Here is a 15230-nt window from a genome sequence, read left to right as displayed (position 1 = left end):
GGCTGTGAAGCACATCTGCGTCAGGGAGATATTACCTCATGCTTACTCGACTCACTCAGGAATTAACGGCGCCATTCAGCCGCCGTCGCTGGCTGGCTGCTGCTGCCGGCCTGGCGCTCGGCGTCGCCGGCTTCGGCCCGGCCATGGCTGCCGACGACACCATCAAGATTGGTGTTCTGCATTCTCTGTCCGGCACCATGGCCATCAGCGAAACCACGCTGAAGGATACGATCCTGTTTCTGATCGACGAACAGAACAAGAAGGGCGGCGTGCTCGGCAAGAAGCTCGAGGCCGTCGTCGTCGACCCCGCTTCGAACTGGCCGCTGTTCGCCGAGAAGGCGCGCGAGCTGATCACCAAGAACAAGGTCGCGGTCGTGTTCGGCTGCTGGACCTCGGTGTCACGCAAGTCGGTGCTGCCGGTGTTCAAGGAACTCAACAGCATCCTGTTCTACCCGGTCCAGTACGAGGGCGAGGAGAGCGAGCGCAACGTGTTCTACACCGGTGCGGCGCCGAACCAGCAGGCGATCCCGGCGGTCGACTACCTGATGAAGGAAGAGAAGGTGAAGCGTTGGGTGCTGGCCGGCACCGACTACGTCTATCCGCGCACCACCAACAAGATCCTCGAAGCCTACCTGAAGTCCAAGGGCGTGGCTCAGGACGACATCATGATCAACTACACGCCGTTCGGTCACTCCGACTGGCAGACGATCGTCGCCGACATCAAGAAGTTCGGCTCGGCCGGCAAGAAGACCGCGGTGGTCTCGACCATCAACGGCGACGCCAACGTTCCGTTCTACAAGGAGCTCGGCAACCAGGGCATCAAGGCCAAGGACATCCCGGTCGTCGCGTTCTCGGTGGGTGAGGAAGAGCTCGCCGGCATCGACACCAAGCCGCTGATCGGCCATCTCGCCGCCTGGAACTACTTCGAGTCGATCAAGACTCCGGCCAACGAGAAGTTCATCAAGGATTGGCAGGCCTACACCAAGAATCCGAAGCGCGTGACCAACGACCCGATGGAAGCGCATGTGATCGGCTTCAACATGTGGGTGAAGGCGGTCGAGAAGGTGAAGTCGACCGATCCGGACAAGGTCATCGACGCTCTCCCGGGCACCGAGGCGCCGAACCTGACTGGCGGCGTGTCGAAGATGCTGCCGAACCACCACATCACCAAGCCGGTGTTCATCGGCGAGATCAAGGGCGATGGCCAGTTCAGCGTCGTCTACAAGACCAAGGATCTCGTCCCGGGCGACGCCTGGTCGAAGGAGCTTGAGGGCTCCAAGGACCTGATCGGCGACTGGGTCGGCAAGAAGTGCGGCAACTTCAACGTCAAGACCAACAAGTGCCTGGGCTCGGGCAGTTGAGATCGATCTGACGTCCAAGTCACGACTGGAGAAGGCGGTGGATAGCGCCGCCTTCTCACTTCCTCCTGCCGGGGTTGTCCAGTGTCTGCAATTGTTCGCGCGATTCTTCGTCGCATTCTTCTTTCTATTGTCCTGATTGCCGTGGCCGCGCCTGCATTCGCGGCCAGCTTCGAAGAGTCCGTCGCCAAGTTCGCCAATGACGATTTCTCCGACACCGATGATGCGGTGGGCGAGATCGCCGTGTCGGGCAATCCGCTGGCCTATCCGATCATCAGCGCGCTGCAGGATGAGCGGCTGATGTTCGATGCCGACACCAAGAAGGTCTATGTCAAGCAGACCGACGGCAAGATCATCGATGCCGCCACCGGCGCCGCCGTCGACAAGCTGCCCGACAACGCCGCGGCGGTCAGCCTCAACAACCGCCTGCGCCGCAGCGTCGACGCCGCGTTGGGCGGCCTGACCCTGCTGTCGCCGGACGTGAACACGCGCCTGTCGGCCGCCAAGTCGGTGTTCAAATCGCATGACGAGGCGACGCTGCCGACGGTGGAAACGGCGCTCGCCAAGGAAACCAATCGTTCGGTCAAGCAGGCGCTCGCCGAGGCCCGCGCCGCAATTCTCCTGTTCAAGTCCGATGCCAGCGAGGTGGACAAGCTCGAAGCGGTAGCCACCGTGAAGGCGCGCGGCGACCAGGAGGCGCTGGCGCTGCTCACCGAGATCAGCAGTGGCGATCAGCCCGCAAGCGTCGCCAAGGCCGCGGCAGGCGCCATCGCTTCGATCCAGAGCTCGCTCGCGATCTGGTCCGGCGTGCAGAATGCCTGGTACGGCCTGTCGCTCGGCTCGGTGCTGCTGCTGGCCGCCATCGGGCTTGCCATCACCTTCGGCGTCATGGGCGTCATCAACATGGCCCATGGCGAGATGGTGATGCTCGGCGCCTACACCACCTTCGTGGTCCAGGAGGTCATCCGCACCCGCTATCCGGCGCTGTTCGACTACTCGCTCTTGATTGCCGCGCCGCTCGCCTTCCTGGTGGCCGGAGCCATCGGCGTGCTGATCGAGCGCACCATCATCCGCTTCCTCTACGGGCGGCCGCTCGAGACGCTGCTCGCGACCTGGGGCCTCTCGCTCATCCTGCAGCAGGCGGTGCGCTCCGCGTTTGGCCCGACCAACCGCGAGGTCGGCAATCCCTCCTGGATGAGCGGCGCGTTCGAGCTCGGCCAGATCACCATCACCTATAACCGGCTCTGGATCCTCTGCTTCACGATGGCCGTGTTCGCGATCCTGCTCGCGATGCTGCGCTACACCGCGCTCGGTCTGGAAATGCGCGCCGTGACGCAGAACCGGCGCATGGCGGCGTCGATGGGCATCGCCACCTCGCGCGTCGATGCGCTGACCTTCGGGCTGGGGTCGGGCATCGCCGGCATCGCCGGCGTGGCGCTGTCGCAGATCGACAATGTCAGCCCCAACCTCGGCCAGAGCTACATCATCGATTCCTTCATGGTCGTGGTGTTCGGCGGCGTCGGCAATCTCTGGGGCACCCTGGTCGGCGCCTTCACGCTCGGCATCGCCAACAAGTTCCTGGAGCCGGTCGCCGGCGCCGTGCTCGGCAAGATCGCGATCCTGGTGCTGATCATCCTGTTCATTCAGAAGCGCCCGCGCGGCCTGTTCGCGCTCAAGGGCCGGGCGGTGGAAGCATGATGCCGCATATGCTGACGAGGTCGCTGGACCGCGCCGCGACCATCTTCGTGCTGATCGTTGCGGCCTGCGGCATCCTGATCCCGCTGTCCAACCTGCTGCTGCCGGCCGGCTCGGCGTTGCAGGTGCCGACCTATCTGGTCGCGCTGTGGGGCAAATATGTCTGCTACGCGATCCTGGCGCTCTCCATCGACCTGATCTGGGGTTATTGCGGCATCCTCTCGCTCGGTCACGGCGCGTTCTTCGCGCTCGGGGGCTATGCGATGGGCATGTATCTGATGCGCCAGATCGGCACCCGCGGCGTCTACGGCAATCCGATCCTGCCGGACTTCATGGTGTTCCTGAACTATTCCAAGCTGCCCTGGTACTGGCACGGCTTCGACATGTTCTGGTTCGCAGCTTTGATGGTGCTCGTGGTGCCCGGCCTGCTCGCCTTCTGCTTCGGCTGGCTCGCCTTCCGCTCGCGCGTCACCGGCGTGTATCTGTCGATCATCACCCAGGCGATGACCTACGCGCTGCTGCTCGCCTTCTTCCGCAATGATTTCGGCTTCGGCGGCAACAACGGCCTGACCGACTTCAAGGACATCCTCGGCTTCAACGTCCAGGCGGAGGGCACCCGTGCCGCCTTGTTCGCGCTGAGCTGCGTCGCGCTCATTCTCGCCTTCCTGATCTGCCGGGCCGTGGTGTCGTCGAAACTCGGCAAGGTGCTGATCGCGATCCGCGACGCCGAGTCGCGGACGCGTTTCCTCGGCTATCGCGTCGAGTCCTACAAGCTGTTCGTGTTCACGCTGTCCGCATGCATGGCCGGCGTCGCCGGTGCGCTCTACGTTCCTCAGGTCGGCATCATCAACCCATCCGAGTTCGCGCCCGGCAATTCGATCGAGGCCGTGATCTGGGTCGCGGTCGGCGGCCGCGGCACGCTGGTCGGCGCTGCGCTCGGCGCCGTCGTCGTGAACTACGCCAAGACGTTCTTCACCTCGGGCGTGCTGGCACCGTACTGGCTGTTCATGCTCGGCGCATTGTTCGTGCTCGTCACCCTGCTGCTGCCCAAGGGCATCATCGGCACGTTCAATACGTGGTGGGATCAACTCAGCACCAAGACGCCCAACGCCGAGAGCGCCGCCCGCGAGGACGGCGTCACCGAACCCAAGATGGCGGAGTGAGCGCATGAACGTGATGGATACCCGCGCGACGTCGTCGCTGCTCTATCTCGACGGCGTGCACGTCTCCTTCGACGGCTTCCACGCCATCAACAATCTCTCGCTGACGCTCGAGCCCGGCGAGATGCGCGCCGTCATCGGCCCGAACGGCGCCGGCAAGACCACGATGATGGACATCATCACCGGCAAGACCAAGCCCGACGAGGGCACGGTGCTGTTCGACGGCAAGACGGATCTCACTCGCCTCGACGAGACCCGCATCGCCGAGCTCGGGATCGGCCGCAAGTTCCAGAAGCCGACGGTGTTCGAGAGCCAGTCGGTCGAGGACAATTTGCTGCTCGCCCTCAATGTCGACCACAGCGTCAAGGGCACGCTGTTCTGGCGCGGATCGAGAAGCGAAGCCGAGCAGATAGACAAGGTGCTCGAAACCGTGCGGCTCAAGGACCTCAGGCGCAAGCTCGCCGGCAGCCTGTCGCATGGCCAGAAGCAGTGGCTGGAGATCGGCATGCTCTTGGCGCAGGACCCGAAGCTCCTGCTGGTCGACGAGCCGGTCGCCGGCATGACCGATGTCGAGACGCATCAGACCGCCGAGCTGCTCAAGGAAATCAACAAGGATCATACCGTCATGGTCGTCGAGCACGACATGACCTTCGTTCGCGAGCTCGGCGTCAAGGTCACCTGCCTGCATGAAGGCACGGTGCTGGCCGAGGGCACCATCGATCAGGTGTCGTCGAACGAGCGGGTGATCGAGGTCTATCTGGGCCGTTAGTCGGCCGGCGAATGGCGAGTAGCGAATAGGGCAAGGGACGATGACGCAGAGAATTCAATCTATTCGCTATTCGCCATTCGCCATTCGCCCATCAGCGGCCGGAGGTCGCTGATGCTCACCGTCGACAACATCAACCTCTATTACGGCGCCGCCCAGGCGCTGCGCGGCGTCTCGATCGCGGCGGAGCCCGGCAAGGTCACCTGCGTGCTCGGCCGCAACGGCGTCGGCAAGACCTCGCTGCTTCGGGCGCTGGTCGGGCAGTATCCGCTGGCCTCCGGCACCATCACCTTCGACGGCGCCGACATCACCCATCTCAAGCCCTATGAGCGGGCGCGCAAGGGCATCGGCTTCGTGCCGCAGGGCCGCGAGATCTTCCCGCTGCTGACGGTCGAGGAGAACCTCAAGACCGGCTTCGGCCCCCTGAAGCGCGCCGACCGCAGCATCCCCGATGACGTGTTCTCGCTGTTTCCGGTGCTCGAATCGATGCTCGGTCGGCGCGGCGGCGATCTCTCCGGCGGCCAGCAGCAGCAGCTCGCGATCGGCCGCGCCATGGTGATGAGGCCAAAGGTCCTGCTGCTGGACGAGCCGACCGAGGGCATCCAGCCCTCGATCATCAAGGACATCGGCCGGGCGATTTCGTATCTGCGCAATCTCGGCAACATCGCGATCGTGCTGGTCGAGCAGTATCTCGACTTTGCCTGCGAACTCGGCGACAACTTCGCGGTCATGGATCGCGGCGCGGTAAAATTTACCTGCACCCGCGCCAACCTCGATCCAGCCGAGATCAGCCGCCAGATGGCGCTCTGATCATCACGTAGCTTCTCGACGCGGACTCGCCCCGCGTCTGGTCCCAGGGGGAGGGGATCGATGCGGGCCGATCCCGCCAACGCCGCCGCCGACATCTTCGAGGCCAACCGCGCCCGCGGCGCGGTGCGCTTCGACGTGCGGCTGCAGGACGGCATGACGCGGCGTCATCATCTGCATGAATCCGGCTCGCTGCGGGTGCGCTTTCCCTCGCCTGAGGACGACAGTCTGTCGGCGATGTTCGTCAATACCGCGGGCGGAATCGCCGGCGGCGATCGTTTCGCAATCGAGGTCGCGGCCGGCGAAGGCAGCCGCGTGACGGTCTCGAGCGCCGCAGCGGAAAAGGTCTACCGCGCGGCCGGAAAGCCGGCGGAGCTCGACATTGCGCTGACGGCCGCGGCGAACGCGCACATCTCCTGGCTGCCGCAGGAGACCATCCTGTTCGACCGCGCCCGTATCCATCGCCGCATCGACATCGACCTTGCCGATACCGCCTCCCTCCTGCTCTGCGAGATCGTCGTGTTCGGGCGCACAGCCATGGGGGAGACGATGCGGGAGGGCGAGTTCGTCGATCGCTGGCGGGTGCGGCGCGGCGGTAAGCTCGTGTTCGCCGAAACGATCCGCCTCGACGGCGACATCGGCGCAAAGCTTGCGCAGCCCGCCATCGCCAAGGGCGGCACGGCGATCGGGACGGCGCTGATCGTGCCCGGGGACGCCGCGCTGGTCGAGCGTATCAGGGAGAGCCTGCCGGCCCTCCGGGGCGAGGCCGGGCTGTCGGCCTGGAATGGATTTGCAATGGCGCGCTTCTGTGCCCAAGATGCCGCGAGTCTGCGCGCCGACATGATGGCGGTGCTCGGCTGTGCTTCGAATAAGCCGCTGCCGCGGCTGTGGCTCAACTAGACGTTTACAAACCGACGATTACCAGAAGACGATCACCAGAGAGTCCGCATGAACCTGTCTCCCCGCGAAAAGGACAAGCTCTTGATCTCGATGGCGGCCATCGTGGCCCGCCGCAGACTCGAGCGCGGCGTCAAGCTGAACCATCCCGAGGCGGTCGCGATCATCTCCGATTTCATCCTGGAAGGCGCGCGCGACGGCCGCACCGTGGCCGATTTGATGCAGGCCGGCGCCCAGGTCCTGACCCGCGACCAGGTGATGCTCGGCATCCCCGAGATGATCCATGACATCCAGGTCGAGGCGACGTTTCCGGACGGCACCAAGCTCGTCACGGTGCACGAGCCGATCCGGTGAAGCGAGCCCAACTCTTTCGGTCGTCATGCCCGGGCTTGACCCGGCCATCCACGCTGTTCGATCTGAATGGAAAAACGTGGATGGCCGGGACAAGCCCGGCCATGACGCAGTGGAAACCTGCGAGGTAACTCATGATCCCCGGCGAACTCTTCATCCAGGACGGCGACATCGAGCTCAATGCCGGCCGCAAGACCGTGACCCTTTCGGTTGCCAACACCGGCGACCGGCCGATCCAGGTCGGCTCGCACTACCACTTCTTCGAGACCAATCCGGCGCTGAAGTTCGACCGGAAAAAAGCGCGCGGCATGCGCCTCGATATCGCGGCCGGCACGGCCGTGCGCTTCGAGCCAGGCCAGACCCGCGACGTGCAACTGGTCGCGCTCGCCGGCAAGCGCACCGTCTACGGCTTCCGCGGCGACGTCATGGGCAAGCTGTAGACGATGCTGACCGGATTACGCCTCGTCTCCGAAGCCGCCGAACTGGCGGCGCGCCGTCATGCCGGCCAGCAGCGCAAGGGCCGCGACGAGGAGCCTTACATCAATCATCTCGCCGAGGTCGCGAACATCCTGTCGGCAACCTGCGACGGCGAGGACGCCGAGCTCGTCGCGGCCGGCTGGCTGCACGACACCATCGAGGATACCGACACGACTGCTGACGAGCTGGCGGAGCGCTTCGGCCCGCGCGTCGCCGGGCTGGTGGAGGAGGTCACCGACGACATGACCCTGCCGAAGAGCGAGCGGCGCGCGGTCCAGGCCATCGCGGCTCCCGGCAAATCGGCCGGTGCCAAGCAGATCAAGATCGCCGACAAGATCAGCAATATCCGCGCGCGCATCTTCTTCGAGCCGGACCTCGAGCAGCAGTTGGAGCTGATGGAGTATCTCGGCTGGGCCGAGCAGGTCGTCGCCGGCTGCCGCGGCGTGAACGCGCGGCTCGATGCGCTGTTCGACGAGACGGTTGCCAACGCGCGGGGGACGCTGTGAGCGGTTCGCCAGCGTCTCGAAATCAAGACAAGCAGAGCTGAGTGGGGGCCATCGATGTCCGTCAAGATCAAGCGTTCCGTCTATGCCGACATGTTCGGCCCGACCACCGGCGACAAGGTCCGGCTCGCCGACACGGACCTGATCATCGAGGTCGAGAAGGACTTCACCACCTACGGCGAGGAGGTGAAGTTCGGCGGCGGCAAGGTGATCCGCGACGGCATGGGCCAGTCGCAGGCGACCAACAAGCAGGGCGCCGCCGACACGGTCATCACCAATGCGCTGATCGTGGATCACTGGGGTGTCGTGAAGGCCGACGTCGCGATCAAGGAAGGCATGATCTCTGCGATCGGCAAGGCCGGCAATCCGGACATCCAGCCCGGCGTGACCATCGTGATCGGCCCGGGCACCGACGTGATCGCAGGCGAGGGCAAGATCCTCACCGCCGGCGGCTTCGACAGCCACATCCACTTCATCTGCCCGCAGCAGATCGAGCACGCGCTGATGTCTGGCGTCACCTCGCTGCTCGGCGGCGGCACCGGCCCGTCGCACGGGACCTTCGCGACCACCTGCACGCCCGGCCCGTGGCACATCGGGCGGATGATGCAGTCGTTCGACGCGTTCCCGGTGAACCTCGGCATCTCCGGCAAAGGCAACGCATCGCGCCCGGCCGCGCTGGTCGAGATGGTCAAGGCCGGCGCCTGCGCGCTGAAGCTGCACGAGGATTGGGGCACCACGCCGGCTGCGATCGACAATTGTCTCTCGGTCGCCGACGACTACGACGTCCAAGTGATGCTGCATTCGGACACGCTCAACGAATCCGGCTTCGTCGAGGACACCATCAAGGCCTTCAAGGGCCGCACCATCCACGCCTTCCACACCGAAGGCGCTGGTGGCGGTCATGCGCCCGACATCATCAAGGTCGCTGGTTTGAAGAACGTGCTGCCGTCGTCAACCAACCCGACGCGACCGTTTACGCGCAACACCATCGACGAGCATCTGGACATGCTGATGGTGTGCCATCATCTCGATCCGTCGATCGCCGAGGATCTCGCTTTTGCCGAAAGCCGCATCCGCAAGGAGACGATCGCGGCCGAGGACATCCTGCACGATCTTGGCGCGCTCTCGATGATGTCGTCGGATTCGCAGGCGATGGGCCGGCTCGGCGAGGTCATCATCCGGACGTGGCAGACCGCCGACAAGATGAAGAAGCAGCGCGGCGCGCTGCCGCAAGACAAGGGCAAGGACAACGACAATTTCCGCGTCAAGCGCTACATCGCTAAATACACGATCAACCCGGCGATCGCGCATGGCGTGTCGAAGCTGATCGGGTCGGTCGAAAAGGGCAAGCTCGCCGACCTCGTGCTGTGGTCGCCCGCCTTCTTCGGCGTCAAGCCGGACTGTGTCATCAAGGGCGGCACCATCGTCGCCGCGCCGATGGGCGATCCCAACGCCTCGATCCCGACCCCGCAGCCGGTGCATTACCAGCCGATGTTCGGCGCCTTCGGCAAGTCGCTGACGGCATCGTCCGTGATCTTCACCTCGAAGGCGGCCGTCACCGGCGGACTCGCCCGCAAGCTTGGCCTTTCGAAGAAGCTCTACGCAGTGCAGAACACCCGCGGCAGGATCTCGAAGAAGAGCATGATCCACAACGATGCGACGCCGAACATCGAGGTCGATCCGGAGACCTATGAGGTGCGCGCCGACGGCGAGCTCCTGACCTGCGAGCCGGCCGAGGTGCTGCCCATGGCGCAGCGCTACTTCATGTACTAAGCTTCCGCCCGGTACCAGAACCAGAAAAGTACCGGGAGGACGAGTTCGTGATCTATGTCGTTGCCACCTTGACCATCAAGCCCGAAACCCGTGCGGAATTCATTGCCGCTGCGACCGCCTGCATTGCGGGGACCCGCAAAGAACCCGGCAATATCGCCTATGATTTGCATGAGAGCGTCACCGATCCGAGCAAGATGGTGTTCGTCGAGCAGTGGGAGAACGCTGAGGCCTTGGTGCCGCACCGCGCGACCGAGCACATGAAGACGTTCGGGCGCGTCGCGGTCAAATGCATGTCGGCCCCGCCGAAGATCGAGATCATTACGCCTGAGAAGGTCGATGTCCGTTGAGCGGAATAAGAGTGAGCGGAATAAGAGGATGAGAGTTTCAGCATGATCCGCGCGACACGCGTGCTTGGGCAGCATCGTTGGAAAGAGGCTGCCGCCGATTCCGTCCTGCTCGATTTCGACGACCGGCATCGGCGGCGGCTGGCCATGACCGGAACGCGCGGGCTGGAGTTCCTGCTGGACCTCGAGCACGCCACCGCACTGCGCGGTGGCGATGCGCTGGTGCTGGAGGACGGCCGGCTGATCGAGGTCGTCGCGGCCGCCGAGCCGCTGCTCGAGATCCGCGCTGCCGATCCGCACCACCTGGTGCGGCTGGCCTGGCACCTCGGCAACCGGCACCTGCCGACGCAGATCCTGGCCAAGAGCCTGCGCATCCGCCGCGACCACGTGATCGAGGCCATGGTCAAGGGTCTCGGCGCGCGTGTCATCGAGATCGAGGCGCCGTTCGATCCGGAAGGCGGTGCCTACGCCGAGCCCAGCCATGCGCACGGCCACGATGATCATGATCACCACGGTCACGATCATCATCACGATCATGCCGGGCACGATCACGCGCATCACGGCCACGACCACGGCCATGCACATGATCATCACGTGCATGACGAGCACTGCGGCCATGACCATCACGATCACGGTCATTCCCATGCTCACGAGCACAAATGAGCCTGAGCTTCGGCCGGCCTCGATCAGCGCCGCGGATTCGGCCGCGCTGTATCGGCTGCTGACGTGGCTGTCGCCGGCGTTTCCGATCGGCGGCTTCTCCTATTCGAGCGGCATCGAATGGGCCGTCGAGGCGGGCGACATCGGCGATGCGGCGGGGCTGCGCGGCTGGCTTGCGACGATGCTGACCAATGGCTCCGGCTTCTGCGATGCGGCTTTCCTCGCGCACGCGTATCGCGCGGTCGAGCTGGACGACAGGACCAGCCTCCGCGAGGTGGCCGAGCTCGCGGCGGCTTTCGTACCGTCGCGCGAACGTCAGCTCGAAACCACCGCGCAGGGCCGTGCCTTCGTCGAGATCGCACGGTCAGCCTGGAACAGCGCAGGTCTCGACGAGGCGGTGGCGCAATGCGAGACGATCGTCTACCCGGTCGCCGTGGGGCTGGTCGGCGCGCTTCATGGCGTTCCTCTGGCGGCCCTGCTGCACGGCTTTCTGCACGCGGTCACGTCGAACTGGATTTCCGCCGGCAGCCGTCTCGTACCGTTGGGGCAGACCGACAGCCAGCGCGTGCTCGCCGCATTGGAACCTGTCGTCGCCGCGACGGCGGACCGCGCTCTGTTCGCCTCGCTCGACGACATCGGCGGCGCAACATTCCGCGCCGATCTCGCCAGCCTTCATCACGAGACGCAATATACAAGGCTGTTTCGGTCGTGATGAAGCGGGGCAAGGGTTGCTCCGATCACGGCCCCGCGCGGTCGCGCGAACGATAGAAGGGTGGATGACATGGCATCGTCTCACGGTCCGCTCCGCGTCGGCGTCGGTGGCCCAGTCGGGTCCGGCAAGACTGCGCTGATGGATCTCCTGTGCAAATCGATGCGGGAGAACTACGACATCGCCGCGATCACCAACGACATCTACACCAAGTGGGACGCGGAGTTTCTCGTTCGCTCGGGATCGCTGACCCCGGATCGTATTGCCGGCGTGGAGACCGGCGGCTGTCCGCACACCGCGATCCGCGAGGACGCGTCCATGAACCTCGCAGCCGTGGCCGACATGCGCGCGAAGTTTCCTGGGCTCGACTTGGTGTTGATCGAATCCGGCGGCGACAACCTCGCGGCAACGTTCTCGCCGGAACTGGCCGACATCACGATCTATGTCATTGACGTTGCGGCGGGCGACAAGATCCCGTCGAAGGGCGGGCCGGGTATCACCCGCTCCGACCTTCTGGTGATCAACAAGATTGACTTGGCGCCCCATGTGGGCGCCTCTCTGGAGAAGATGGAGACGGATGCCAAGCGCATGCGCGGCGCACGGCCCTTCGTCATGACCAACCTGAAGAAGAGCCAGGGGCTTGACCGGATCATCGGCTTCATCGAAGCCAAGGGTGGTCTCAAGCCGTCGGCGTGAGCGCGGGGACTGATCTGCGTCGCACCGTTCTTCGTTGCGCGAGGTATCTGCTGCAATGGCAGACGCAAAAAAGCCTCAACCGGCCGGAACAACTTGAGCCCCTGGGTGTTGCCTCGGCCCGGGGTGCGCCTTGCTCCAAGGCGTCTCGGCGGCCGATGAACGGCCGGTATCCTGGGATCGCTTTCCGCTGATCGCTCCGATCGCTCCCGTCGCCCCGAGGTGCGTCCTTGAGTTGCAGGCCCGGTTATTGGATGACTCGTCTCCTTCGCCACCAACCCTTTACCTCAGAGTAAACGAGTGCTCCGGCTGGGTGTCATCATCGGCTTGATCGCGCTGCTCGGGACGGCGCTATCCGGCTTGGCTGCCTACCGCGTACATGACCAGGAGCTGGCGCTCGATCGCATTGCGCTGGCCCGCGCCATCGACGTCCATGCCAGCCTGGTGCAGGACCGGCTGACCGAACGTGAGCTGCTGGCCCGGGTGGCCTCCGGGCTGTTCCGCGCTCCCTCCGTGATCAAGGCCAATATGCTGGAGCCGCTGCGATCGTCGATCTACGCGTTCAAGACCGACTTCGTGGTGGCGTCGTGGATCGCACGGCTGCGGCCGGATGAGTTTTCCATTGCGCAAGCCGAGCTGCGCCAGGCCGGCTTCCCGAATCCGACCATTCGCAATTTCGATGACACGCCGCTGGGGCCGAACGTCGATCGTCCGTTGGACGTTCTGATGGATCTCGAGCCACGCAATGCCGAGACCTCCAAGCTTCCCGGTATTGCCCTCGACCGGCAGCCGATTGTCGGACCGATGCTCGCGCGGGCCATGGCTGAGGGCAAGCCGGTTGCGTCCGATCCCACTCCGCTGGTGCGGAGCGATGGTCCGATCGGGATCGTGCTGGCAGCCCCGGTCGTCCCGCAAGGCGCCACTGCACCGGCGGGCTTCGTGACCTTTTCGTACGAGATCGGGCCGCTGCTGCTTACCAATGACGATCTGTCGTTGTTCTCGGTGGCGTTGAAGGACCCGCGCAACGCGTCGGACGAGCTGGTTGCCAATGATCAGGGGGCGGTGACGAGCCGGACCCGCGGGCCGGACGATCCTGCTCCGTCGTCGACCCGCACCGTGGCCTTCGGCAATCACGACTGGTCGTTGGTCTATTACGCCAAGAGCAATGCGGTCCGGCGTGCGCAACAGACCGCGGCGATCGTCGGCGTCATCGGGATGGCGCTCACCGGCATCATCTGCGGCCTGTTCGGCTACGTCGCCTACAACAATCTGCGCCTGAGCCGCGAAATCCAGGTGCGGATCGGCTTCGAGCGCCGACTGACGGCGGTCATCGACGAGCTGAACCACCGGGTCAAGAACATCCTGGCGGTGATCCAGTCCATCGTGACGCGAACGCTGCGTCATGGCAGCGACATGGACGTCGCGCGCGAGCTGCTGATCGGGCGGATCCATGCGATGTCGAACGTCGTCACGCTGCTCAGCGAGAGCCAGTGGCAAGGCGTGCAGCTGCGCGGGCTGTTCGAAGCTCGCGCCATCCCGCATGCCGAGAGGATTGCGGTCAACGGACCCGACATCACCGTGAGCGCGCGTGCCGCGCAGAGCCTTTCGCTGCTGTTCTTCGAACTCGCCTCGCACTCGGACGAGGGCCTCTCGCTGGTGGGAAAGCACCCGCACATCACCGCCAGATGGGAGGTGACGGGCGAAGAGCCGAATGCCGTCTTCCACTTCCGTTGGGAGGAATTGAATACCAGTGAAGCGACACGGCGGCCCGACAGCGATTTCGGACTGATCCTACTCGATCGCGTTGCGCCGGAAGCACTCGGTGGCACGTCAAAACGCTTCTTCACCGAGGCGAGCTATGTCTATGAGCTGACCGCTCCGATGGAGACCGTCATCGACATGACCGAGCGCGACCGCACCGAGCAGTTCTCCGCGCCGGTGCATCCGCCGCGATAGCTCGCCGGGCTCGTCAGTGAACAGGATATCAAGGCGCACGATGCCCGGCGAAACTGTTCAACAACAACAAGTTCAACAACAAGAAGAGGCGGCTCTTTCGGGAGCCGCCTCTTTGCTGGCTTGTTTGCGACGGCTTGGCTGATCAGCCGCCGCTGCCGCCGATCACCGCCCGCACGGTTTCGTCGGGGCCGAAATCCTCGGCGCCTTCGACATAGAGCAGCGCTGCCAGCTTCGAGCGCGCGCGGTTCACGCGGCTCTTGATGGTGCCCACCGCGCAGCCGCAGATCGCTGCCGCATCCTCGTAGGAGAAGCCCGATGCACCGACCAGGATCAGTGCCTCGCGCTGGTCCTGAGGCAGCTTCTCGAGTGCCGCACGGAACTCCTCGAACTCAAGATGCGCGCCCTGCGAGGGATGCGTCTTGAGCGTCTTGGCGTAGTTGCCTTCGGCATCTTCCACTTCGCGCCGGCGTTTGCGGTAGTCGGAGCGGAACAGGTTGCGCAGGATCGTGAACAGCCAGGCAGGCAGATTCGATCCCGGTTGGAACGAGTCGATGTTGGCCAGCGCCCGGAGCAGGGTTTCCTGCACCAGGTCGTCGGCGCGATCGCTGTTACCACTTAAGGAAATCGCAAATGCGCGAAGGCTGGGGACGGCCGCGAGGATATCGTCCCGCAAGGAATCAGTGAGAGGCATTCACTCCCTCCCGTCGGTTTGGTCGTTGGATCCCCCGCCGTTTTCCACGTGGGACTGTGCTGCCGGCGCATCAAGCTTCCGCACCAACTCCGCGAAGCGGTCCGGCACTCCCTGACGGACGACGTCGTCGTACATCGCGCGGAGTTGATGACCGATCCTGGATTGAATTTCCGCGTTCAGTCCGCCGGGCTTGCGCGGTGCCGCATTCTTGCTGGCTTGAGACTTTACATCTTTCATGACCTTTTCCACGTTTCCCCGAGAGTTAAGTCCCTGAAGCTTCAAGAATTATTCTCGCCACCGAGAGGGTCTGCCGGGAACTAATGCGACGGGGCGACAAAAGTTCCACGGGTTTGGGGAACTTTTCGTCGGTTCGGGCGTAATCAGCCCATG

17 protein-coding genes are annotated in these 15230 nt (G+C 64.3%); 15 read left to right on the top strand and 2 right to left on the bottom strand.

Annotated features, from left to right (window positions below; all coding sequences use genetic code 11):
* Positions 1-38 precede the first annotated feature (38 nt).
* From urtA to QX126_RS22210, 15 genes are all read left to right on the top strand, one after another.
* On the top strand, positions 39-1361 hold the full coding sequence (gene urtA, locus QX126_RS22280; RefSeq protein WP_315783683.1) for an urea ABC transporter substrate-binding protein: 1323 nt from the start codon (positions 39-41) through the stop codon (positions 1359-1361).
* A 132-nt stretch (positions 1362-1493) separates the two neighbouring features.
* Positions 1494-3056, top strand: coding sequence for an urea ABC transporter permease subunit UrtB (gene urtB / locus QX126_RS22275; protein ID WP_315783760.1), 1563 nt, complete (start codon positions 1494-1496; stop codon positions 3054-3056).
* Positions 3053-4216, top strand: coding sequence for an urea ABC transporter permease subunit UrtC (gene urtC / locus QX126_RS22270; protein ID WP_315783681.1), 1164 nt, complete (start codon positions 3053-3055; stop codon positions 4214-4216). Before urtB ends, urtC begins: the two co-directional genes overlap by 4 nt.
* A 4-nt stretch (positions 4217-4220) precedes the next feature.
* Positions 4221-4982 carry an urea ABC transporter ATP-binding protein UrtD gene (gene urtD, locus QX126_RS22265; protein ID WP_315783679.1) on the top strand — a complete coding sequence of 254 codons (762 nt, stop codon included), beginning with the start codon at positions 4221-4223 and terminating at the stop codon, positions 4980-4982.
* 111 nt (positions 4983-5093) lie between these two features.
* Positions 5094-5789: an urea ABC transporter ATP-binding subunit UrtE gene (gene urtE, locus QX126_RS22260; protein ID WP_315734594.1), complete on the top strand. Its 696-nt coding sequence runs from the start codon at positions 5094-5096 to the stop codon at positions 5787-5789.
* Positions 5790-5849: 60 nt separating this feature from the next.
* Positions 5850-6686: an urease accessory protein UreD gene (locus tag QX126_RS22255; protein WP_315783677.1), complete on the top strand. Its 837-nt coding sequence runs from the start codon at positions 5850-5852 to the stop codon at positions 6684-6686.
* Positions 6687-6734: 48 nt separating this feature from the next.
* Entirely contained in the window at positions 6735-7037 is a 303-nt protein-coding gene (locus QX126_RS22250; protein ID WP_315734589.1) for an urease subunit gamma, read from the top strand.
* A gap of 131 nt (positions 7038-7168) precedes the next feature.
* Positions 7169-7474, top strand: coding sequence for an urease subunit beta (locus QX126_RS22245; protein WP_315783675.1), 306 nt, complete (start codon positions 7169-7171; stop codon positions 7472-7474).
* A gap of 3 nt (positions 7475-7477) precedes the next feature.
* Positions 7478-8017 carry an HD domain-containing protein gene (locus QX126_RS22240; RefSeq protein ID WP_315783673.1) on the top strand — a complete coding sequence of 180 codons (540 nt, stop codon included), beginning with the start codon at positions 7478-7480 and terminating at the stop codon, positions 8015-8017.
* A 54-nt stretch (positions 8018-8071) separates the two neighbouring features.
* Positions 8072-9787, top strand: coding sequence for an urease subunit alpha (gene ureC, locus QX126_RS22235; RefSeq protein WP_315775470.1), 1716 nt, complete (start codon positions 8072-8074; stop codon positions 9785-9787).
* Between the two features lie 47 nt (positions 9788-9834).
* A complete protein-coding gene (locus QX126_RS22230) occupies positions 9835-10134 on the top strand; it encodes a putative quinol monooxygenase (RefSeq protein ID WP_315734580.1) in 300 nt (99 codons plus the stop codon).
* 42 nt (positions 10135-10176) lie between these two features.
* Positions 10177-10794 (top strand): urease accessory protein UreE, encoded by a 618-nt coding sequence (locus QX126_RS22225; protein ID WP_315783670.1) that lies wholly within the window; start codon positions 10177-10179, stop codon positions 10792-10794.
* On the top strand, positions 10775-11503 hold the full coding sequence (locus QX126_RS22220) for an urease accessory protein UreF (RefSeq protein WP_409997685.1): 729 nt from the start codon (positions 10775-10777) through the stop codon (positions 11501-11503). The genes QX126_RS22225 and QX126_RS22220 overlap by 20 nt, the downstream gene beginning before the upstream one ends.
* A gap of 69 nt (positions 11504-11572) precedes the next feature.
* Positions 11573-12196: an urease accessory protein UreG gene (gene ureG / locus QX126_RS22215; protein ID WP_315753407.1), complete on the top strand. Its 624-nt coding sequence runs from the start codon at positions 11573-11575 to the stop codon at positions 12194-12196.
* 297 nt (positions 12197-12493) lie between these two features.
* Entirely contained in the window at positions 12494-14149 is a 1656-nt protein-coding gene (locus tag QX126_RS22210; protein WP_315734572.1) for an HWE histidine kinase domain-containing protein, read from the top strand.
* Between the two features lie 142 nt (positions 14150-14291).
* On the opposite strand, the gene QX126_RS22205 is transcribed toward QX126_RS22210, so the two are convergent.
* Complete coding sequence (locus tag QX126_RS22205) at positions 14292-14840, bottom strand: sigma-70 family RNA polymerase sigma factor (protein ID WP_006612137.1); 549 nt, start codon at positions 14838-14840, stop codon at positions 14292-14294.
* A complete protein-coding gene (locus QX126_RS22200; RefSeq protein WP_315734569.1) occupies positions 14841-15077 on the bottom strand; it encodes a NepR family anti-sigma factor in 237 nt (78 codons plus the stop codon).
* Positions 15078-15230: the final 153 nt, after the last annotated feature.

Origin of the sequence: Bradyrhizobium sp. SZCCHNPS1003 (genome assembly GCF_032381555.1) — a bacterium.
Classification (GTDB): domain Bacteria; phylum Pseudomonadota; class Alphaproteobacteria; order Rhizobiales; family Xanthobacteraceae; genus Bradyrhizobium.
This window is presented reverse-complemented; position numbering and strand designations above follow the sequence as displayed.

What these genes read in the sequence shown, in the direction of transcription:
- urtA (WP_315783683.1), top strand. Translation starts at nt 39, where the DNA reads ATGCTTACTCGACTCACTCAGGAATTAACGGCGCCATTCAGCCGCCGT.
- urtC (WP_315783681.1), top strand. Translation starts at nt 3,053, where the DNA reads ATGATGCCGCATATGCTGACGAGGTCGCTGGACCGCGCCGCGACCATC.
- urtD (WP_315783679.1), top strand. Translation starts at nt 4,221, where the DNA reads ATGAACGTGATGGATACCCGCGCGACGTCGTCGCTGCTCTATCTCGAC.
- urtE (WP_315734594.1), top strand. Translation starts at nt 5,094, where the DNA reads ATGCTCACCGTCGACAACATCAACCTCTATTACGGCGCCGCCCAGGCG.
- QX126_RS22255 (WP_315783677.1), top strand. Translation starts at nt 5,850, where the DNA reads ATGCGGGCCGATCCCGCCAACGCCGCCGCCGACATCTTCGAGGCCAAC.
- QX126_RS22250 (WP_315734589.1), top strand. Translation starts at nt 6,735, where the DNA reads ATGAACCTGTCTCCCCGCGAAAAGGACAAGCTCTTGATCTCGATGGCG.
- QX126_RS22245 (WP_315783675.1), top strand. Translation starts at nt 7,169, where the DNA reads ATGATCCCCGGCGAACTCTTCATCCAGGACGGCGACATCGAGCTCAAT.
- QX126_RS22240 (WP_315783673.1), top strand. Translation starts at nt 7,478, where the DNA reads ATGCTGACCGGATTACGCCTCGTCTCCGAAGCCGCCGAACTGGCGGCG.
- ureC (WP_315775470.1), top strand. Translation starts at nt 8,072, where the DNA reads ATGTCCGTCAAGATCAAGCGTTCCGTCTATGCCGACATGTTCGGCCCG.
- QX126_RS22225 (WP_315783670.1), top strand. Translation starts at nt 10,177, where the DNA reads ATGATCCGCGCGACACGCGTGCTTGGGCAGCATCGTTGGAAAGAGGCT.
- QX126_RS22220 (WP_409997685.1), top strand. Translation starts at nt 10,775, where the DNA reads ATGCTCACGAGCACAAATGAGCCTGAGCTTCGGCCGGCCTCGATCAGC.
- ureG (WP_315753407.1), top strand. Translation starts at nt 11,573, where the DNA reads ATGGCATCGTCTCACGGTCCGCTCCGCGTCGGCGTCGGTGGCCCAGTC.
- QX126_RS22205 (WP_006612137.1), bottom strand. Translation starts at nt 14,840, where the DNA reads ATGCCTCTCACTGATTCCTTGCGGGACGATATCCTCGCGGCCGTCCCC.
- QX126_RS22200 (WP_315734569.1), bottom strand. Translation starts at nt 15,077, where the DNA reads ATGAAAGATGTAAAGTCTCAAGCCAGCAAGAATGCGGCACCGCGCAAG.